Origin of the sequence: Kitasatospora sp. NPDC088134 (assembly GCF_044741705.1) — a bacterium.
In the GTDB taxonomy this organism is placed as follows: domain Bacteria; phylum Actinomycetota; class Actinomycetes; order Streptomycetales; family Streptomycetaceae; genus Kitasatospora.
In genome coordinates this window covers 92,973-113,751 of record NZ_JBIUTD010000006.1, presented here as the reverse complement: position 1 = coordinate 113,751, position 20,779 = coordinate 92,973, and the positions used below count along the sequence as shown (strand labels likewise).

Below are 20,779 nucleotides of genomic sequence, written 5' to 3'. Positions count from 1 at the left end.
GGAAATCCGGTCCCGGGGCCCAGATCTGCTGGGACGGGACGACCACGGCGCCCGTGCTGCGCGCGTCATGGAAGCGGGCGGACCCGCGGACATGCGGCAGCGGCCATCGACAACTCGACCTGGTTACGGTACGCGGGAGCGGGTCCGAGGGTCAAACCAGGTGGTGGCCGCCCCGTTGCCCACAGCCTGTGGACAACAACTTGAATCAGCTCTGCGCGCTGACTACCGTTGCAGGACTTGTCTCTTTTGTTCTGTGCTCGTGGTCGCTCCGTACCGCGCCACCTCGACCCCCGCCTCACCGACCTGCCTGACTCCCCCGCGCCGGGGAACGAGAAAGCGTGTACCAGTGGCTGATGTCAACAGCGACCTCGTCCTGATGTGGTCGAGGGTCGTCGAGCGACTGGTGGGCGACAGCGACGTCGTGGAGAAGGACAAGAACTGGGTCCGCCGCACCCAGCCGATGTGGATGATGCACGACACCGCCCTGCTCGCGGCCCCGAACGAGTTCGCCAAGCAGGTGCTGGAGGGCCGGCTGCTGCCGCAGCTGACCGACGCCATCTCGCAGGAGTTCGGCCGCCAGGTGCGGATCGCCGTGATGGTGGACGCCAACGCGGCCCCCTCGGTCGACCCGGAGCCGGAGTTCGACCCGGAGCCGGAGCCGGAGCCCGTCCCGGAGTGGCCGCACCCCCGGCAGCAGGAGCACGGCTACCAGGCCGGGCCGGCCTACCCGCAGCAGCTCTCCCCGCAGCACCAGCCGCACCAGCCCCCCCAGCACCAGCCCCCGCACCAGCAGCCCCACCAGCAGCCGCAGCCGCGCCCCGGCAGTTGGCCGGTCCGGCCCGGCGGCGACTACCCGCCGCACCCCGGCTACCCGCAGGACTACCCGCCGGCCGCGGCCTACGGCGCCCCCGGGCCGGACCCGTACGGCGACCGCTCCGACCGAGGCGGCTGGGAGCCGGCCCCGGTGCCCGAGCGGCGGCCCGAGCCGGCCCCGCGGCGGGCCGGGCGCCCGGCCGCGGACTCCGCGCAGGGCGACCTGTTCGGCGGCGCGCTCGGCTCCCCCGACGAGGACCGGCCACGGGCGGGCGGTGCCCGCCGGGGCGCACCGCGGGCGGCCGCGCAGCACTCCGGACCGGCCGAGCGGACCCCGGCCCCCGGCGTCCCGGCCCCGCCCGGCGCCCCGCCCGCGGGGGCCCGCAAGGACGAGCCCAACGCCCGACTGAACCCCAAGTACCTGTTCGACACCTTCGTGATCGGCGCCAGCAACCGCTTCGCGCACGCCGCCGCGGTGGCGGTGGCCGAGGCCCCGGCCAAGGCGTACAACCCGCTCTTCGTCTACGGCGAGTCCGGGCTGGGCAAGACCCACCTGCTGCACGCCATCGGGCACTACTCGCGCAGCCTGTTCCCGGGCACCCGGGTGCGGTACGTGAGCTCGGAGGAGTTCACCAACGAGTTCATCAACTCGATCCGGGACGGCAAGGCGGACGCGTTCCGCAAGCGCTACCGGGACATCGACATCCTGCTGGTCGACGACATCCAGTTCCTGGCCAGCAAGGAGTCGACGCAGGAGGAGTTCTTCCACACCTTCAACACCCTGCACAACGCCAACAAGCAGATCGTGCTCTCCTCGGACCGGCCGCCCAAGCAGCTGATCACGCTGGAGGACCGGCTCCGCAACCGCTTCGAGTGGGGACTGATCACCGACGTCACCCCGCCGGAGCTGGAGACCCGGATCGCGATCCTGCGGAAGAAGGCGATCCAGGAGCAACTCAACGCTCCCGCAGACGTGTTGGAGTTCATCGCGTCCCGGATCACCCGCAACATCCGGGAGCTGGAGGGCGCGCTGATCCGGGTCACCGCGTTCGCCAACCTGAACCGGGCACCGGTGGACCTGGAACTGGCCGGCATCGTCCTCAAGGACCTGATCCCGGGCGGGGACGAGGACGCCGGGCCGGAGATCACCGCGCAGGTGATCATGCAGCAGACGGCCGCCTACTTCGGCCTGGGCGTCGAGGACCTGTGCGGCTCCTCGCGCAGCCGGGTGCTGGTGACGGCCCGGCAGATCGCCATGTACCTGTGCCGGGAGCTGACCGACCTCTCGCTGCCCAAGATCGGCGCGCAGTTCGGCGGCCGCGACCACACCACGGTGATGCACGCGGACCGCAAGATCCGCTCGCTGATGGCCGAGCGGCGGTCCATCTACAACCAGGTCACCGAGCTGACCAACCGGATCAAGAGCTAACCGGGGCAAGAGCTGACCGGGGCAAGGGAGTTGGGACTCGGAAGGGGAGTGCGGCCGCACCGGTCGCACTCCCCTTCGGCGTTCCCGGACGCCCGCCGGCCGAGTCGGCGGAGCGCCGGACGGCTCCCACCGCCCCGCGGGCGTGCCGGTGAATCCGGCGGTCCGGCAGGTGTGGCGGGGCTCCGGACGGGGCAGGAATCGTTCGAATGGCATCCCCGAGGGGCCGACCGCAGGCCCGAACATTTGCGCAGCAAATCGAACGGTTCGGATGCGTATCGGAGTTGTCCACAGGAACGGGTGAGTTTTCCCCGTCCACAGGCTCCGGAGGCGGAGTTATCCCGAGGTTCCTCCACAGGGGGATCACCGCTACTCTCTTTGGCGCAGGTCAGCTGCCTGTGGACTTGTGCACAACGGTTATCCACAGCCTGTGGAGAACTGAGGGTCCGTCAGACAGTCCACAGAGTTATCCACCGGCTGTCCACAGGAAAGCGGAAGTTATCCCCAGGTTGTCCACAGCCCTGTCCACAGTTCGGCAACATCAACTCCCTTGTCAGTCCTGCGTGTGAATGGCGTCACGTGATGTTGATCCGGCGCTGGGGATAACCGGGCCGATATCTGTGGACGAAGCTGGGGATAACCTGTGGATACTCAGCGTGCCCTGTGGATTACGCTCCGCTGTCCACAGGAGGGCCTGGTTGTCCACAGCCGCCATCCACAGGTCCTGTGGACAAAATCTGGGTGTTGACCTGCGCAAACGGGGTTATCCACGGTATCCACAGGCCCTACTACTACTGCTACACATAGAGAGCTCCCGACTTGATCAACAGTGGGGGTGGGCCGAATCTGTGGACAACCGGGCCCCGACATCTGTTCGGTCCGGTTGTGCCCATCTGCCCCGACTGTCGGCCGAGTACGTCAGACTGTCCTTCGGCAACCGGAGAGCAGGCGGAGTGGTCGGCCCGGCCGGGAGCCCGAAGACGAGATCAACAGCGCGGATCGGCCACCCGGGCCGGGCGCGCGGCGACAGCAGCCAGGAGGCGGTTACCGGTGAAGTTCCGGGTGGAGCGTGATGTCCTCGCGGAGGCGGTGGCCTGGGCTGCCCGCAGCCTCCCCGCGCGGCCGCCGGTGCCGGTGCTGGCCGGCCTGCTGCTGACGGCGCAGGAGGGCACGCTGGCGCTCTCCGGGTTCGACTACGAGGTCTCGGCCCGGGTCGAGCTGGAGGCGGACATCGAGGAGGCCGGCACCGTCCTGGTCTCCGGCCGGCTGCTGAACGACATCTCGCGGAACCTGCCGAACCGCCCGGTGGAGATCTCCACCGACGGCATGCGGGTGACCGTGGTCTGCGGCAGCTCGCGCTTCACGCTGCCGACCCTGCCGGTGGACGAGTACCCGACGCTCCCGCAGATGCCGACCGCCACCGGCACCGTCCCGGGCGACGTGTTCGCCTCGGCGGTCAGCCAGGCCGCGGTCGCCGCCGGGCGGGACGACACCCTGCCGGTGCTCACCGGCGTCCGGGTCGAGATCAACGGCAGCGGGATCACCCTGGCCGCCACCGACCGGTACCGGTTCGCCGTCCGCGAGCTGCTCTGGAAGCCCGAGCAGGACGACATCAACGCCGTGGCGCTGGTGCCCGCCAAGACCCTGCAGGACATCGCCAAGTCGCTCGGCAGCGGCGACCACGTGTCGATCGCGCTGTCCACCGGCGGGGCCGGCGAGGGCCTGATCGGCTTCGAGGGCGCCGGCCGGCGGACCACCACCCGCCTGCTGGAGGGCGAGTTCCCGAAGTTCCGGTCGATCTTCCCGACCGAGTTCTCGGCGGTCGCCGCGGTGCAGACCCAGCCCTTCCTGGAGGCGCTCAAGCGCGTCTCGCTGGTGGCCGAGCGCAACACCCCGGTCCGGCTGAGCTTCGAGCAGGGCGTGCTGACCCTGGAGGCCGGCTCGGGCGACGACGCGCAGGCGTCCGAGCGGGTCGAGGCCGACCTGGAGGGCGACGACATCTCGATCGCCTTCAACCCCGGCTACCTGGAGGAGGGGCTCAAGGCGATCGACGCCGCGTACGCGCAGCTGAGCTTCACCACCCCGACCAAGCCGGCCCTGCTCACCGGCAAGCCGGCCGTGGACGCCGAACCGGACGAGGCGTACCAGTACCTGATCATGCCGGTCCGCCTCTCCGGCTGACCCGGCACCGACCACCAGGGGCGCGAGGGGCGACTGCCTCCGCGCCCCTGTGGCTGCCCGGCACTCCCGCCCCGTCGGCGTAGGCTCAGTGGGTGCGGCAACGGCGCCGTCATCAGGCACGACACCACAGTGAAGGACTTGTCATGGAGCTCGGCCTCATCGGTCTCGGCAAGATGGGCGGCAACATGCGCGAGCGCATCCGCCGCGCCGGCCACACCGTCATCGGCTACGACCGCAACCCGGACCTCGCCGACGTCGAAAGCGTCGAGCAGCTGGTCGCCAAGCTGGAGGCCCCCCGCGTGGTGTGGGTGATGGTCCCGGCCGGCGGCCCGACCCAGGAGACCGTCGAGCAGCTGGCCGAGCTGCTCTCCCCCGGCGACGTGGTGGTGGACGGCGGCAACTCCCGCTGGACCGACGACATCCAGCACGCCGAGCTGCTGTCCGCCAAGGGCATCGGCTTCGTCGACTGCGGCGTCTCCGGCGGCGTCTGGGGCCTGGAGAACGGCTACGCGCTGATGTACGGCGGCGAGGCGGCGAACGTCGCCAAGGTGCAGCCGGTCTTCGACGCGCTCAAGCCCGCGGGCGAGTTCGGCTCGGTGCACGCCGGCAAGGTCGGCGCCGGCCACTTCGCCAAGATGGTCCACAACGGCATCGAGTACGCGATGATGCAGGCCTTCGCCGAGGGCTGGGAGCTGCTGGAGGCGGCCCCCGAGGTCACCGACGTGCGCGAGGTCTTCCGCAGCTGGCAGGAGGGCACGGTGATCCGCTCCTGGCTGCTCGACCTGGCCGTCCGGGCGCTGGACGACGACGAGCACCTGGCCAAGCTCAAGGGCTGGGCCGCGGACTCCGGCGAGGGCCGCTGGACGGTCGAGGCCGCGATCGACCACGCGGTGCCGCTGCCGGCGATCACCGCCTCGCTGTTCGCCCGGTTCGCCTCCCGCCAGGAGGACTCCCCGCAGATGAAGATGATCGCCGCCCTGCGCAACCAGTTCGGCGGCCACGCGGTCGAGTCCAAGTAAGTCCCCACGGCCAGAAGGCGAGCGCAGTCCACCGTCATGCACGTCGCGCACCTGTCGCTCGCCGACTTCCGTTCCTACGCCCGGGTCGAGGTCCCGCTCGACCCGGGCGTCACCGCGTTCGTCGGCCCGAACGGGCAGGGCAAGACCAACCTGGTCGAGGCGATCGGCTACGTCGCCACCCTGGGCAGCCACCGGGTGGCCACCGACGCCCCGCTGGTCCGGCTCGGCGCCGAGCGGGCGGTGATCCGGGCCGGCGTGGTCGCCCAGGGCGGCCGGAGCACCCTGGTGGAGCTGGAGCTGACCCCGGGCAAGGCCAACCGGGCCCGGCTGAACCGCTCCGACAACATCCGCCCGCGCGACGTGCTGGGCGTGCTGCGCACCGTGCTGTTCGCCCCGGAGGACCTCGCGCTGGTCAAGGGCGACCCGGGGGAGCGGCGGCGCTTCCTGGACGAGCTGCTGACCGCCCGGGCCCCCCGGCTGGCCGGGGTGCGGTCCGACTACGAGCGGGTGCTCAAGCAGCGCAACGCCCTGCTGAAGACGGTGGCGACGGCCCGCCGGGCCGGCGGCGGGAAGGCCGCCGACCTGTCCACCCTGGAGGTCTGGGACGGCCATCTCGCCCGCACCGGCGCCGAGTTGACGGCTTTTCGGATCCAGCTGGTGGCCGCCCTGCAGCCGCTGGTCGGCGAGGCGTACCGCCAGCTGGCCCCGGGCGCGGGGGAGACCGTGCTGGAGTACCGCTCCTCCTTCGAGGGCGAGCTGCCCGGCAGCCGCGAGCAGGCCGAGCAGCAGCTGCTGGACGCCCTGCGGGCGACGCGCAAGCAGGAGGTCGAGCGCGGCCTGACCCTGGTCGGCCCGCACCGGGACGAGCTGCTGCTGCGGCTCGGCCCACTGCCCGCCAAGGGCTACGCCAGCCACGGCGAGTCCTGGTCCTACGCGCTGGCGCTCCGGCTGGCCTCGTACGAGCTGCTGCGCGCGGAGGGCGGGGAGCCGGTGCTGATCCTGGACGACGTGTTCGCCGAGCTGGACGCCCGCCGCCGGGACCGGTTGGCCGAGCTGGTGGCGGGCGGCGAGCAGGTGCTGGTCACCGCCGCCGTCGCCGAGGACGTGCCGAAGGCGCTGAGCGGCGCCCGGTACGGGGTCTCGGACGGCACTGTGGTCCGTCTCACCCCGTGAGTCCCGGGAACCACGTACCCTGGGCGGCTCGTCGGCGGAGTTGTCCACAGCCTGGGGATGGAGCGCGATGACCGAGGGTCCGGAGCTTTCCGGGGTGGACCTGGCCCGGGTGGCGCTGCGCGCGGCCAAGGAGCAGGCCCGGCTGCGCGGCGAGCAGGTGCGCGAGCGCCGGGAGGCGAAGCGGACCGGGCTGCGCAGCGGCGCCCGCGCGGACGGCCGCGACCCGGTGCCGCTGGGGGCGGCGCTGAACCGGCTGATCACCGAGCGCGGCTGGGAGGCGCCCGCCGCGGTGGGCGGGGTGATGGGCCGCTGGTCGCAGATCGTCGGTCCGGACATCGCCGCGCACTGCGTGCCCAAGTCGTACGCGGAGGCCGAGGCGGTGCTGACCGTGCAGTGCGACTCCACCGCGTGGGCCACTCAACTCCGTTTGCTGGCACGTCAGTTGGTGGCACGCCTGAACCACGAGCTGGGCCACGGCACGGTCCGGGTGATCAAGGTGCTGGGCCCGGACGCGCCGGTCCGCGGGTACGGGCGGCTGCGCGCGCCGGGCAGCAAGGGTCCGGGCGACACCTGGGGCTGACCCGACCGGGGCGGAGCGGTCCGCTCCGGAATCGCTGGCGGCCCTGCCAGGCGCTCTGAGACCCCCTGGCGAGTATCGGGACACGTCCAGAGGGGATTCAGGGCGGCACATCTGCCCTCAGAGGCTGCCAAACGCCCCTCACTGTCGGTCGTACCGGTAGACTGAAGCGCAATCACCGTTGTGTGCAGCAACCGAGACGAAACGCTGTGGTCGCACACCTGCCCGTACACCGGGGAGGGGCGCGACCCGCGCTGTGCCAGAGAGGGCGCTTCGTGGCCGATTCCGGCAACCCCAGCCAGACCCCAGACCCGTCCGACAACAAGGCCTACGACGCCAGCGCGATCCAGGTGCTGGAGGGGCTCGACGCCGTCCGCAAGCGCCCGGGCATGTACATCGGTTCGACCGGTGAGCGCGGCCTGCACCACCTCGTGTACGAGATCGTCGACAACTCGGTCGACGAGGCGTTGGCGGGCCACGCCGACACCATCGACGTGACGATCCTGGCCGACGGCGGCGTGCGGGTGGTGGACAACGGACGAGGCATCCCGGTCGGCATCATGCCCGGCCAGGACAAGCCCGCCGTCGAGGTCGTGCTGACGGTGCTGCACGCGGGCGGCAAGTTCGGCGGCGCCGGCTACGCGGTCTCCGGCGGTCTGCACGGCGTCGGCATCTCGGTGGTGAACGCGCTCTCCACCCGCCTCGCGGTGGACATCCGCACCGACGGCGCCCGCTGGACGCAGGAGTACAAGTCCGGCGCCCCGACCGCCCCGCTGGCCCGGCACGAGGAGACCGCCGAGACCGGCACCACGGTCACCTTCTGGGCCGACCCGGACATCTTCGAGACCACCGTCTACTCCTTCGAGACGCTCTCCCGCCGCTTCCAGGAGATGGCCTTCCTCAACAAGGGCCTGACCATCTCGCTGACCGACGAGCGCCCCGAGCACGTGGACGACGAGGGCAAGCCGCTCTCCGTCACCTACCGGTACGACGGCGGCATCGCCGACTTCGTGGCCCACCTCAACTCCCGCAAGGGCGAGGTCGTCCACCCCTCGGTGATCGACTTCGAGGCGGAGGACAAGGAGAAGCGGATCTCCGCCGAGATCGCCATGCAGTGGAACTCGTCCTACACCGAGGGCGTGTACTCCTTCGCCAACACCATCCACACCCATGGCGGCGGTACCCACGAGGAGGGCTTCCGCTCCGCGCTGACCGGTCTGATGAACCGTTACGCGCGCGACAAGAAGCTGCTCCGTGAGAAGGACGACAACCTCTCCGGCGAGGACATCCGCGAGGGCCTGACCGCGATCATCTCGGTCAAGCTCGGCGAGCCGCAGTTCGAGGGCCAGACCAAGGACAAGCTCGGCAACACCGAGGCCAAGACCTTCGTCCAGAAGGTGGTCAACGAGCACCTGGCCGACTGGCTGGACCGCAACCCCACCGAGGCCGCGGACATCATCCGCAAGTCCATCCAGGCCGCCAGCGCCCGGGTCGCCGCCCGCAAGGCCCGCGACCTGACCCGGCGCAAGGGCCTGCTGGAGTCCGCCTCGCTGCCCGGCAAGCTCTCGGACTGCCAGTCCAAGGACCCGGCCGAGTGCGAGATCTTCATCGTCGAGGGCGACTCGGCCGGCGGCTCCGCCAAGCAGGGCCGCGACCCGCGCACCCAGGCGATCCTCCCGATCCGCGGCAAGATCCTGAACGTCGAGAAGGCCCGGATCGACAAGGTGCTGCAGAACACCGAGGTCCAGGCGCTGATCTCGGCCTTCGGCTGCGGCATCCAGGAGGACTACGACGCCGAGAAGCTGCGCTATCACAAGATCGTCCTGATGGCCGACGCCGACGTCGACGGACAGCACATCCGCACCCTGCTGCTGACCCTGCTGTTCCGCTTCATGCGGCCGCTGGTCGAGGCCGGGTACGTCTACCTGGCGATGCCCCCGCTGTACAAGATCAAGTGGGGCCGGGACGAGTTCGAGTACGCCTACTCCGACCGCGAGCGCGACGCGCTGATCGCCGCCGGGGTGGAGAGCGGCCGCCGGCTGCCCAAGGACGACGCGATCCAGCGCTTCAAGGGCCTCGGCGAGATGAACGCCGAGGAGCTGCGCGTCACCACCATGGACGCCGCGCACCGCCTGCTGCTCCAGGTCACCCTGGAGGACGCCGCCCGCGCCGACGACCTGTTCTCCGTCCTGATGGGCGAGGACGTCGAGGCCCGCCGCTCCTTCATCCAGCGCAACGCGAAGGACGTCCGCTTCCTGGACGTCTGACGTCCCGTCAAGGATCGTTGAAAGGAAACTGACCACCAGTGGTCGACGACAACCGTCCGGACGGCGGCGAGCAGCCCGAGGACAGCACCATCACCACCACCGACCAGAGTGCCGGCCGGGTCGAGCTGATCGAGCTCGAGACCGAGATGCAGCGCTCCTACCTCGACTACGCGATGAGCGTCATCGTGTCGCGCGCGCTGCCCGAGGTCCGCGACGGCCTCAAGCCGGTGCACCGGCGCGTGCTCTACGCGATGTACGACGGCGGCTACCGGCCCGAGAAGGGCTACTACAAGTGCGCCCGCGTGGTCGGCGACGTGATGGGCAACTACCACCCGCACGGCGACACCTCCATCTACGACACCCTGGTCCGACTCGCCCAGACCTGGTCGATGCGGATGCCGCTGGTCGACGGCAACGGCAACTTCGGCTCCCCGGGCAACGACCCGGCCGCGGCGATGCGCTACACCGAGTGCAAGATGATGCCGCTGGCGATGGAGATGATGCGCGACATCGACGAGGAGACCGTCGACTTCGCCGCCAACTACGACGGCCGGCAGCAGGAGCCGACCGTCCTGCCCGCGCGCATCCCCAACCTGCTGATCAACGGCGCCACCGGCATCGCGGTCGGCATGGCCACCAACATCCCGCCGCACAACCTGCGCGAGGTCGCCTCCGGCGCGCTCTGGGCGCTGGAGCACCCCGAGGCGTCCAACGAGGAGCTGCTGGAAGCCCTGATCGAGCGGATCAAGGCCCCCGACTTCCCGACCGGCGCGCTGATCGTCGGCCGCCGAGGCATCGAGGACGCCTACCGCACCGGGCGCGGCTCGATCACCATGCGCGCGGTGGTCGAGGTCGAGGAGATCCAGGGCCGCCAGTGCCTGGTGATCACCGAGCTGCCGTACCAGGTCAACCCGGACAACCTGGCCCTCAAGATCGCCGACCTGGTCAAGGACGGCCGGATCGCCGGCATCGCCGACGTCCGCGACGAGTCCTCCTCGCGCACCGGCCAGCGCCTGGTCATCGTGCTCAAGCGGGACGCGGTCGCCAAGGTCGTGCTCAACAACCTGTACAAGCACACCGACCTGCAGACCAACTTCGGCGCCAACATGCTCGCCCTGGTCGACGGCGTGCCGCGCACCCTCTCGCTGGACGCCTTCATCCGGCACTGGGTCGCCCACCAGATCGAGGTCATCGTCCGCCGGACCACCTTCCGGCTGCGCAAGGCCGAGGAGCGCGCGCACATCCTGCGCGCCCTGCTCAAGGCGCTCGACCAGATCGACGCGGTGATCGCGCTGATCCGCGCCTCGGAGAGCGCCGACGCCGCCCGCACCGGCCTGATGCAGCTGCTCGCCATCGACGAGCTGCAGGCCAACGCGATCCTCGAGATGCAGCTGCGCCGCCTCGCCGCCCTGGAGAGCGCCCGCATCCTCAGCGAGCACGACGAGCTCCAGGCCAAGATCAACGAGTACAACGCGATCCTCGCCTCGCCCTCCCGGCAGCGCGAGATCGTCTCCGAGGAGCTCACCGCGATCGTCGAGAAGTACGGCGACGAGCGGCGCTCCACCCTGATCCCCTCCGACGGCGACCTCTCGATCGAGGACCTCATCGCCGAGGAGGACATCGTGGTCACCATCACCCGCGGCGGCTACGTCAAGCGCACCCGCTCCGACCTCTACCGCTCGCAGAAGCGCGGCGGCAAGGGCGTGCGCGGCGCGCAGCTGAAGCAGGACGACATCGTCGACCACTTCTTCGTGACCACCACCCACAACTGGATCCTGTTCTTCACCAACAAGGGCCGGGTCTACCGGGCCAAGGGCTACGAGCTGCCGGACGCCGGGCGCGACGCCCGCGGCCAGCACGTCGCCAACCTGCTCGCCTTCCAGCCGGAGGAGCACATCACCCAGGTGATGGCCGTCCGCACCTACGAGGACAAGCCGTACCTGGTCCTCGCCACCCGCGGCGGCCTGGTCAAGAAGACCCCGCTCAAGGACTACGACTCCCCGCGCTCCGGCGGCCTGATCGCGATCAACCTGCGCCAGGACGAGGAGGGCCGGGACGACGAGCTGATCGGCGCCGAGCTGGTCTCCGCCGAGGACGACCTGCTGCTGATCTCCCGGAAGGCCCAGTCGATCCGGTTCAAGGCCACCGACGAGGCGCTCCGCCCGATGAGCCGGGCCACCTCCGGCGTCAAGGGCATGGCCTTCCGCGAGGACGACGAACTGCTCTCGATGAACGTCGTCCGGCCGAGCACCTTCGTGTTCACGGCCACCGACGGCGGCTACGCCAAGCGCACCTCGGTCGACGAGTACCGTGTCCAGGGACGCGGCGGCTTCGGCATCAAGGCGGCGAAGATCGTCGAGGGCCGGGGCTCGCTGGTCGGCGCCCTGGTGGTCGAGGAGACCGACGAGATCATGGCCATCACGCTCTCCGGCGGCGTGATCCGGACCAGGGTTTCGGAAGTCCGTGAAACCGGACGTGACACGATGGGCGTCCAACTGATCAACCTCGGAAAGCGCGACGCGGTGGTGGGCATGGCCCGCAACGCGGAGGCCGACGAGGAGGAGGGCACGGACGACGCCGAGGCGGCGGAGTCCGCGACCACTACCGAGCAGGCGGCGGACGGCACGCCCGACCAGGGCTGATCCCAGGACGCCGACCGGGCCGCCCGCTCCGCCCCGCCCACCGCGGGGCGGAGCGGGCGGCCCGGGTGACCGCAGGCCACCGGGGCAGGCGGAGCAGGAGCACAACACGGTCCAGGGCGGTGCGGCCGACCTGGCGAACGGTTCGGGAGGACCACGGTGAGCGGAGCCACGGGTGCTGGAGGTGCCACGGGCGGCGTGTCGGGCGGCCAGGGCGGTGTGCCGTACGGCACACCGCAGCGCCCGGCCGAGCACCCGGCCTCGTCCACCTCGGTGATGCCCCCGGTCGGCCAGGCCGGCGGCCAACAGGGCTACGGCGGCCAGACCCCGCCCCCGCCGCCGAGCGCCCCGCCCACGGCCGGCGGCGGCTTCTCCACCCCGACCACCTACACCAAGGGCCAGCCCACCCCGCCGCGCGGCACCCGCACCACCGGTGCCGGCAGCCCCGGCCAGGGGCAGGGCCCGGCCCGCCGCCCCGGCGGCGGTACTCCGGCCGCGGGCACCGGCCGGACCCGCAAGGCCCGGCTGCGGGTGGTCAAGGCCGACCCGTGGTCGGTGATGAAGGTCAGCTTCCTGCTCTCGCTGGCCATCGGCGTGATCGTGATCGTGGCCGCCGCCGTGCTCTGGATGACCCTGGACGGCCTCGGCGTCTTCGACTCGCTGACCAGCACCTTCAAGGACATCACCGGCACCGACAGCTCCGGCGCCTTCAACCTGATGGACTACATCGGGTTCGGCAAGGTCATGCTGTTCACCACCCTGATCGCGGTGGTCGACGTGGTCCTGATGACCGCCCTGTGCACGCTGGCCGCGTTCATCTACAACTCGGCGGCCGGCTTCACCGGCGGCATCGAGCTGACCCTCGCCGAGGAGGACTGACCGGCCACCCCTGACGGAACGTCAGCGGAGCGGAATTCCCCGGGCCCCGGAGGCTGTTGAAGCCTGCGGGGCCCGTTGCCGTCCCCGGGCAATCGGGTGACCGGGCGGCGCGCCGGGAGGAGGCGCACCGCCCGCCGTGGACAAATGGAGGGCGGGAAACGGGCACGGGGCCCGTCCGGCCGCAGCAGGGCGGCCACCGGCGGCCCCGGCGGAACGGTCGGCCGGAGGTCCGCGATGGCAGCACAGGACGCACAGCAACTCGTCGACGCGCTGGAGGGCCTGATCGGCCGCCGGCTCCCGGTCCGGGTCCGCCTCCGGGACGGCGCCCCGGCCGGCCCGCCCGGCGCCCCCACCGTGGTGCTGCGCAACCGCCGCGCGCTGCGCCACCTGTTCTGGTCCCCCGGCGAGCTCGGCCTCGCCCGGGCCTACGTGGCCGGCGACCTCGAACCCGCCGCCGACACCGACCTGTACGAACTGCTGGGCGCCGTCACCGCCTTCGCCGAGGACCCGGAGCACCGCGGCAGCCGGATCGGCCCCCGCCAGTACCTCGGCGCCCCCGGCCGCCGCCTGCTCGCCGCCGGGCTGCGCCAGGGCGCGATCGGCCCGCGGCCCACGCCCCCGCCGGAGGAGGTCCGCCACCGCCGCGGCGCCAGCCACAGCCGCCGCCGGGACCGCGCCGCGATCAGCCACCACTACGACGTCGGCAACGACTTCTACCGGCTCGTCCTCGGTCCCACCCTGGTCTACTCCTGCGCCTACTGGGAGCCCGGCGGCAGGAGCCTGGAGGACGCCCAGACCGCCAAGCTCGACCTGGTCTGCCGCAAGCTCGGCCTCCGCCCCGGCACGCGCCTGCTGGACGTCGGCTGCGGCTGGGGCTCGCTGGTCCTGCACGCGGCCCGCCACTACGGCGTCCGGGCGGTCGGCGTCTCCATCTCCGCCGAGCAGGTCGCGCTGGCCCGCGAGCGGGTCGCCGCGGCCGGTCTGGCCGACCGGGTGGAGATCCGGCTCCAGGACTACCGGGAGATCCCCGACGGCCCGTTCGACGCCGTCTCCAGCATCGGCATGGCCGAGCACGTCGGCTCCGCCCAGTACCTGGTCTACGCCCGCCGGCTGTACGGGCTGCTGGCTCCCGGCGGCCGCCTGCTGAACCACCAGATCGCCCGCCGCCCGCTCCCGCCCGGCGAGACCTACCGGCTCTCCCCCTTCATCGACCGCTACGTCTTCCCCGACGGCGAACTCTCCCCGGTCGGCAGCACCGTCGCCCGGCTGGAGGAGGCCGGCTTCGAGGTCCGCGACGTCGAGGCGCTGCGCGAGCACTACGGCCGCACCCTGCGCGAGTGGGTCGCCAACCTGGAGGCGCACTGGCCGGAGGCCGTCGCGCTGGCGGGCCGCGGCCGGGCCCGGGTCTGGCGCCTCTACATGGCCGCCTCCGCCGTCGCCTTCGAGCAGAACCACATCGGCGTCAACCAGGTCCTGGCCGTCCGCCCCACCCCCGCCGGAGCCTCCGGCCTCCCCGCGACCCGGGCCGAGTGGCTCGCCGGGGCCGCTGAGCAGGGCCGTCCGGAGGGGGCCCGGGATACGGATTTGGGAGATCGGCCGTCGGTCCGCTAATCTTTCAGTGCGGCAAGGGCCTATAGCTCAGACGGTTAGAGCGCTTCCCTGATAAGGAAGAGGCCACAGGTTCAAGTCCTGTTAGGCCCACCGGCGCGAAGGCCCCGATCACCTGGTGATCGGGGCCTTCGACGTGTTTGGCCCGTAACCCCGTGCCGGTGGCGGTCGTTGGACCGGGTGCGCAGAGGCAACACAGGGTGAGCCGACTCGAAACTGACGTGAAATCGGGGATAGCCGGGCGACAGTCCCGGTCATTGGGTGACGTGGGACGTAGCGCGACCTCTGCTCCGGCCGGCGGATGATCCGGCCCCGCCCGCCCCGGGCGACAGGGCGGTTCCCACGTCATGTCTTCTTTCACCCTGTGAGGCACACCCATGTCCATGGAAGCCGCGCTGCTCGAATCCAGGACGCTCCGCAGCGGCCTGTGCGAGCGCACCGAGGTCCTCGACCAGGTCAAGGCGCTCGTCCTGCTGCCCGACGGGCTGCACGCCACCACGCGGATGGTCGCCGACTACTTCGAGGTCGGCGAGCAGACCCTCCGGAAGATGGCCCGCCGCCACCGCCTGGAGCTGGAGAGCAACGGATTCACCGTTTTCAAGCCCGTGAAAAACCCCGCAGGCCAGAGTGACAACGTGTCACTCTCGCAGGTCAGCGACCTGGACGGGGGATTTCGGGCGTCGCTGGGCACCGATTCGTTCGTGTCCCCTGTGGATAACCGGATCGGCCGCCCGCAGGGCGGCGGCAACGGCATCGCGCTGTACTCCCGGCGGGCCGTGCTGAACGTGGCGATGCTGCTGCGGGCCAGCGAGGTCGCGCGGCGGGTGCGCGGCCGACTGCTGGACGTCGTGGAGGCGGCGGCGCGGCCGGTGGCGGAGCCGCCGGTGGTGCAGGAGTTCCAGGTCCGGCCGTGGCGGCGGTGGAGCGAGCTGCGGTGGGACGAGTACCCGGCGGGGCGGGCCGACCCGGTGGCCCCGGTGGGGTCGATCGAGCGGCGGCTGGACGTCCAGGGAGCGCTGATCGCGGCGATCGGTGAGCGGGTCTCCCGGCAGGAGTCGCGGATCGACGACCTGGCCGAGGACGTCCGGGCGATCCGGCGGGACGTCGCGCAGCTGCGCGGGCGCCGGCGCCGTCGCGGCTAGCCGGTAGCGGCGCCCCCGGGTCGGGCGGGCCGGCCCGGGGGCGTTGTCGACGGTGGACCTGGTGGGCGGGGTCGCGGTGAGGCGCCCGGTCGGCCCGGGGTCGGACGATCCTACTGGTGGGGGAGCGTCAAAGACGGTGGCGGATCGGCCGGTTGGCGGTGGCGGGGGCCGCTCTTGAACCGGTTACCGGTGTGTATCATCGGCCCCAGGGCGGTCTGCAGCCTGACCGCTGGTTCGTGCTCCCCATCCAAGCAAGCAAGAAGGACGAGGTCCCGCGGTGAAGAAGCTCCTCCTGGTCGCCCTGGTCGCCCTCGGCGGCTTCTTTGTCTACCGTCAGGTCCAGGCGGACCGCGCCGAGCAGGACCTGTGGACCGAGGCCACCGACCCGGTCCCCGCCGGCCGCTGAGCCGTCGGACGAAAGCCCTCTCGGGCCGGCCGGCGGAGCACGGGCCGCGGCCGGTCCGAAACCCGCGCGGGGCGTCGCCCGTGAGCGGGTAGGCTGGTCCCCGTTGCTCGGGGCCTTAGCTCAGTTGGTAGAGCGCTGTCTTTGCATGGCAGATGTCAGGGGTTCGACTCCCCTAGGCTCCACAAACACGACACCCCCGATCGCGTTCCGCGATCGGGGGTGTCGTCGTCTGCCGCCGGGCCGTCCCGAGGGGTTCGGCCGGGTTCAGTGCGGCTTGCGCGGGTCGTGCGGCTTGGGCCGGTCGTCGGCCGGGTGGGCGGCGTCGTCCTGGTCCTCGTGGGGCGTCGATCCGTTGAGCGCGGCGCCGCCGACGGGGGCGTCGGGGACCGCCGGGGCCGGGGCGGCGGCCGGCGGCGGGGTCGGGGCCGGGGTGGTGGCGGGCATCGGGGGCTCGGTCAGCCAGTCGGGGTTGTTCTGCTTGCGGTACCACTGCCAGGCCAGCACGCCGGCGCCGATTGCCAGTGCGCCGGTCACCGCGAGGCCGGTGGTCCAGCCGCTGCGGTGCTGCTTCCGGGCGTTCTTCGCGGCCAGCCCGCCGATCTCGGCGGCGGTGACGTTGCCGTGCAGGGCGGTGATCGCGGCGGCGCCGCGGGTCTGCGCCTCCTGGGCCAGCGGGGTCACGGTCTCCTTGGCGGCCTGGAAGGTCTCGGCGACCTTGGGCACCACCGTGCTGCGGGCCTGCCCGGCGGCCTGGCCGGCCGAGAGCTTGGCGGCGAGCGCGGCCTCCTGGGCCCGGTGGACGGCCTTCAGCGCGGCCTTCTGGGTGTCCGGGGGGAGGCTGAAGAAGGCGTGCTCCAGGTGCGGGGCGAGGTGCTTGGCGTACTGCACCCGGGCGGTCTGCGCGGCCTGACCGGCGCCGGCCCTGGCCTGTGCCCCGGCGGCCGCGGCCTTCGGGCCGAGCGCCTCCAGCCGGGGGCCGAGCACCTGCTTGGCCTCCTCGGCGTAGTGCAGGGCGGCGTCCTTGGCGGAGGCGGCGTAGGGCGCCACGGCGTCCTTCGCCCGTCCGGCGGTCTCGCGCGCGGTGTCCGTACGGCTCACGGGCTTCTCCTTGTCGGCGGGTCTCCGGTGGGTGTCCGCTATGCACTTTTCCACCTGGTAGGAGATCATGCCTGTCGCCCGGCCGCCGGGCACCTTCGGCTGAGCCGTCCGCGATCTCCGTGGGATCATTCTTCGGATAGTCAGCTCAAAGAGACAGGAAGGTACTCCCGTGGCCGAGGCACTCACCGCCACCCTGAAGACCAACCGCGGCGACATCGTGGTCGAGCTCTTCCCGAACCACGCCCCCAAGACCGTCGCCAACTTCGTGGAGCTGGCCCAGGGCACCCGCGAGTGGAAGAACCCGGAGACCGGCGAGGTGGCCGCCAAGCCGCTGTACGACGGCACGGTGTTCCACCGGGTGATCGAGGGCTTCATGATCCAGGGCGGCGACCCGCTGGGCAACGGCACCGGCGGCCCGGGCTACAAGTTCGCCGACGAGTTCCACCCGGACCTCGCCTTCACCAAGCCGTACCTGCTGGCGATGGCCAACGCGGGCCCGGGCACCAACGGTTCGCAGTTCTTCATCACGGTCGCCCCGACCAGCTGGCTGACCCGCAAGCACACCATCTTCGGCGAGGTCGTGGACGCGGCCAGCCAGAAGGTCGTCGACGAGATCGCCACCACCGCCACTACCAAGCCGTACGACCGCCCGGTCAACGACGTGGTGATCGAGTCGGTCGTCGTCTCGGGCGGCTGATTCCGGCCCCCGCCGCCCGCGGGCGGCCCCGCGCGCTCCGGCGCGCAGTAGCCTGGGCGGTCCCGGTGGTGCCCCGTGTTCGCACGGCGGCGGCGCCGGGACCGTGCTGTTCGAGGCTGTTCGAGGAGGGACTGCGGCGATGCATCCGGAGGAGCCCGTGGGGCCGACGCCGACGGACTGCCGGGAGCGGGGGAGCGGGCCGGCCCGCTGCCACCGGCACCCGGAGCGGGAGGCCGGGGTGTCCTGCACCCGCTGCGGGCGGCCGGTCTGCCCGGAGTGCATGGTGCCCGCCGCGGTGGGCTTCCAGTGCCCCGAGTGCGTGCACGGGGAGGCCGCGCGGCAGCAGTACCCGCCGCAGCCGCCCCGGACCACCGCCCGCGGGCTGCTGGCGCTCGGCGACGGGGCGCTGGTCACCAAGGTGCTGATCGGCCTCAACGTGCTGGTGTTCCTGTACACCGAGTACTTCGCCGACGGCCTGCAGGCCGGTCGTCTGGAGCTGTGGAGCAGGGCGGACTCCTCGGGGGCGCGGGAAGGCCTCGCCGCCGGGCCGGACGAGTGGTACCGGCTGGTGTCGGCGATGTTCGTGCACGCCGGCCTGCTGCACCTGGTGATGAACATGTTCTCGCTCTGGGTGCTCGGCCCCCAGCTGGAACGGGTGCTGGGGCGGCTGCGCTACCTCGGCCTGTACCTGGTGTCGGGCATCGCGGGCAACGCGCTGGCCTACCTGCTGGTCGGTGCGGACCTGCGCTCGGTGGGCGCCTCCGGGGCGATCTACGGGCTGATGGGTGCCACCGCGGTGCTGTTCAAGGTGACCGGGACGCCGATGCAGCCGGTGATCGCCCTGCTGGTGGTGAACCTGGTCTTCACCTTCTCGCTGCATGGCGACGTCATCAACATCGACTGGCGGGCGCACGTCGGTGGCCTGGTGGCGGGCCTCGTCACCGGGGCGGGGCTGATGTACGCCCCACGGGCGCACCGGAACCTGGTGCAGGGGTTGACGGTGGCGGGGGTGCTGGCGCTCTCGCTGGTGCTGATGCTGCTCGGGACGGCGCGCCTGCCGGGGTGAGCCGGGCCGGGGGCGGGACGCCGGTCGGCGGCCGCGGTTGTCCACAGCCGGTGGGCGAGGTGGGTGGGCGGCCGATTGGATTTTCCCGCTCTACGCGCGTTATGCTGCCACGTTGCGAGTTATCCACAGGCTGGGCGGAGTTTTCCCCAGTGTGGACAACCCTGTGGATAAACGTTCGGGACGCGCGGAGCGCGGGCGGGCCGGGGCGGTCGGGGCATGACGAACACCGCCCCGGCGCGCGGTGGCCGGAGCGGTGCGGGTGACGCGGAGGAGCGGGACCGGGAGCCGCCGGCTGGGCGGCGCCGGTCTCACTTCCACTGGGTGGAGACGCCGAAGCCCGCGGCGATGAAGCCGAAGCCGACCAGGATGTTCCAGTTGCCCCAGCTGTGGACCGGCCAGTCGCTGCTGGTCACGTAGTAGGTGACGATCCAGACCAGGCCGATCAGGAACAGCACCAGCATCAGCGGGGCCACCCAGCTCCGGCCGGAACTGATCTTCACGGCCGTCGCGGTGCTCGGCGGCGTGTAGTCGGCCTTCTTGCGGAGTCGAGACTTCGGCACGAGGGGCTCTCCTGTCGATGCGCTGGGACCGCGCAGGTGGGTCAGCGTGGGGCGGGCGGCGAAGGGGCCGGTCCGTGCGGTTGGTGCTCCGCACATGCCACCGGCGTCCGTTAGCGTAGTGGCTCGCCGGGTCTTGAGGAGATAAGGGTACGGTGCCTGATTCCACGATTTCTTCCGTCGCCCCGGCTCCGCGCCCGCGCCGAGGGCGAATTGTCGGACGTGCCCTGACCTGCACCGTCTTCGCGCTCGCCGGGCTGCTCTTCTACGTGAGCGCGGAGACCGCCCGCGGCACCGATCTGCGCACCGACAACTCGCTGCTCAAGCTGAGCGACGTGATACGGCAGCGCTCCACCGAGAACCAGGAGCTGGAGGCGCGGGTCGCCGACGACCAGGCCCGGGCCGACCGGCTGGCCCGGCAGCAGGGGCAGAGCCCGGACGACGCCGCCCGGCTGGCCGCGCTGCGGTCGGCCGCGGGGCTGGAGCCGCTGCGCGGGCCCGGAATGACGATCACGCTGGACGACGCCCCGCCGAACGCCACCGCGCGCATCCCCGGGGTGCCCGCGCCCGGGGTGAACGACCTGGTGATCCACCAGCAGGACATCCAGGCCGTGGTGAACGCCCTCTGGCGGGGCGGCGCCGAGGGCGTCCAGGTGATGGACCAGCGGCTGATCTCCACCAGCGCGGTGCGCTGCGTCGGCAACACCCTGCTGCTGCAGGGCCGGGTCTACTCGCCGCCCTACGTGATCCGCGCGGTGGGGCGGACCGAGGCGCTGCGCGCCGCGGTCGACGGCGACCCGACCATCCGCAACTACCTGGGCTACGTGGCCGCCTACGGGCTGGGCTGGAAGGTCCAGGAGAACGGCGAGCTGAACCTGCCGGGGTACGCCGGATCGGCCGATCTGCGGGCGGCCGCCGCCCAGTAGCGCGCCGGGGGCGTCCCGTTGCCCGGATCCCCTCCTGGGCCGGGCGTCGGGGCGTCTACGCTTGGGCAGACCCGAAACACCGAGGAGCACCATGTACGGCTGGATCTGGCGGCATCTCCCGGGCCCCGCGCCGGTGCGTGCGCTGGTCGCGCTGCTGCTCGTCCTCGGGGTGGTCTACGTCCTGTTCCAGTACGTCTTCCCGTGGGCCGAGCCGCTGCTCCCCTTCGGGAACGTGACGGTGGATCAGGGCGCGGGCGGCTGAACCGGTCCGTCCCGTCCGTGCCCCGCCCCCGAAGCACCCGCAT

Annotated in this window: 17 protein-coding genes and 2 tRNA genes; 17 read left to right on the top strand and 2 right to left on the bottom strand. The window is 71.7% G+C overall.

The features are described from left to right. Window positions 1-346 precede the first annotated feature (346 nt). From dnaA to ACIOHG_RS12210, 13 genes are all read left to right on the top strand, one after another. The gene (dnaA, locus tag ACIOHG_RS12270) at window positions 347-2,242 is read left to right on the top strand and encodes a chromosomal replication initiator protein DnaA (protein WP_400948750.1); all 1,896 of its coding nucleotides are present in this window, start codon (window positions 347-349) and stop codon (window positions 2,240-2,242) included. Window positions 2,243-3,289: 1,047 nt separating this feature from the next. Further along, window positions 3,290-4,420: a DNA polymerase III subunit beta gene (gene dnaN, locus ACIOHG_RS12265; protein ID WP_400706631.1), complete on the top strand. Its 1,131-nt coding sequence runs from the start codon at window positions 3,290-3,292 to the stop codon at window positions 4,418-4,420. Window positions 4,421-4,563: 143 nt separating this feature from the next. After that, window positions 4,564-5,439: a phosphogluconate dehydrogenase (NAD(+)-dependent, decarboxylating) gene (gnd, locus tag ACIOHG_RS12260; protein WP_400948747.1), complete on the top strand. Its 876-nt coding sequence runs from the start codon at window positions 4,564-4,566 to the stop codon at window positions 5,437-5,439. Window positions 5,440-5,475: 36 nt separating this feature from the next. Next, entirely contained in the window at window positions 5,476-6,612 is a 1,137-nt protein-coding gene (gene recF / locus ACIOHG_RS12255; protein WP_400948744.1) for a DNA replication/repair protein RecF, read from the top strand. Window positions 6,613-6,679: 67 nt separating this feature from the next. Beyond that, window positions 6,680-7,192, top strand: a complete 513-nt coding sequence (locus tag ACIOHG_RS12250; RefSeq protein ID WP_400706622.1) for a DUF721 domain-containing protein — start codon at window positions 6,680-6,682, stop codon at window positions 7,190-7,192. Window positions 7,193-7,464: 272 nt separating this feature from the next. Next, entirely contained in the window at window positions 7,465-9,456 is a 1,992-nt protein-coding gene (gyrB, locus tag ACIOHG_RS12245; protein WP_400948742.1) for a DNA topoisomerase (ATP-hydrolyzing) subunit B, read from the top strand. A 38-nt stretch (window positions 9,457-9,494) separates the two neighbouring features. Continuing rightward, window positions 9,495-12,098, top strand: a complete 2,604-nt coding sequence (gene gyrA, locus ACIOHG_RS12240; RefSeq protein WP_400948740.1) for a DNA gyrase subunit A — start codon at window positions 9,495-9,497, stop codon at window positions 12,096-12,098. A 156-nt stretch (window positions 12,099-12,254) separates the two neighbouring features. Then, on the top strand, window positions 12,255-12,974 hold the full coding sequence (locus ACIOHG_RS12235) for a DUF3566 domain-containing protein (RefSeq protein WP_400948738.1): 720 nt from the start codon (window positions 12,255-12,257) through the stop codon (window positions 12,972-12,974). A gap of 234 nt (window positions 12,975-13,208) precedes the next feature. Next, window positions 13,209-14,585, top strand: a complete 1,377-nt coding sequence (locus ACIOHG_RS12230) for a class I SAM-dependent methyltransferase (protein ID WP_400948735.1) — start codon at window positions 13,209-13,211, stop codon at window positions 14,583-14,585. A 16-nt stretch (window positions 14,586-14,601) separates the two neighbouring features. Next, window positions 14,602-14,675, top strand: a tRNA-Ile gene (locus ACIOHG_RS12225). Between the two features lie 284 nt (window positions 14,676-14,959). Next, window positions 14,960-15,724, top strand: coding sequence for a hypothetical protein (locus ACIOHG_RS12220; RefSeq protein ID WP_400948733.1), 765 nt, complete (start codon window positions 14,960-14,962; stop codon window positions 15,722-15,724). Between the two features lie 277 nt (window positions 15,725-16,001). Then, window positions 16,002-16,130, top strand: a complete 129-nt coding sequence (locus ACIOHG_RS12215) for a DLW-39 family protein (RefSeq protein WP_014137031.1) — start codon at window positions 16,002-16,004, stop codon at window positions 16,128-16,130. A gap of 109 nt (window positions 16,131-16,239) precedes the next feature. Further along, window positions 16,240-16,312 (top strand) — tRNA-Ala (locus ACIOHG_RS12210). 82 nt (window positions 16,313-16,394) lie between these two features. Here ACIOHG_RS12210 and ACIOHG_RS12205 read toward each other — a convergent pair. Next, complete coding sequence (locus tag ACIOHG_RS12205; RefSeq protein ID WP_400948731.1) at window positions 16,395-17,228, bottom strand: DUF5324 family protein; 834 nt, start codon at window positions 17,226-17,228, stop codon at window positions 16,395-16,397. 169 nt (window positions 17,229-17,397) lie between these two features. On the opposite strand from ACIOHG_RS12205, the gene ACIOHG_RS12200 reads away from it, so the two are divergent. Then, a complete protein-coding gene (locus ACIOHG_RS12200; protein ID WP_400948728.1) occupies window positions 17,398-17,925 on the top strand; it encodes a peptidylprolyl isomerase in 528 nt (175 codons plus the stop codon). Window positions 17,926-18,163: 238 nt separating this feature from the next. After that, on the top strand, window positions 18,164-18,991 hold the full coding sequence (locus ACIOHG_RS12195; protein ID WP_400948726.1) for a rhomboid family intramembrane serine protease: 828 nt from the start codon (window positions 18,164-18,166) through the stop codon (window positions 18,989-18,991). 308 nt (window positions 18,992-19,299) lie between these two features. On the opposite strand, the gene crgA is transcribed toward ACIOHG_RS12195, so the two are convergent. After that, on the bottom strand, window positions 19,300-19,551 hold the full coding sequence (crgA, locus tag ACIOHG_RS12190) for a cell division protein CrgA (protein WP_400706592.1): 252 nt from the start codon (window positions 19,549-19,551) through the stop codon (window positions 19,300-19,302). 152 nt (window positions 19,552-19,703) lie between these two features. On the opposite strand from crgA, the gene ACIOHG_RS12185 reads away from it, so the two are divergent. Beyond that, on the top strand, window positions 19,704-20,474 hold the full coding sequence (locus ACIOHG_RS12185; RefSeq protein ID WP_400948724.1) for a DUF881 domain-containing protein: 771 nt from the start codon (window positions 19,704-19,706) through the stop codon (window positions 20,472-20,474). 91 nt (window positions 20,475-20,565) lie between these two features. After that, window positions 20,566-20,736, top strand: coding sequence for a hypothetical protein (locus ACIOHG_RS12180; protein ID WP_400948723.1), 171 nt, complete (start codon window positions 20,566-20,568; stop codon window positions 20,734-20,736). Window positions 20,737-20,779 lie beyond the last annotated feature (43 nt).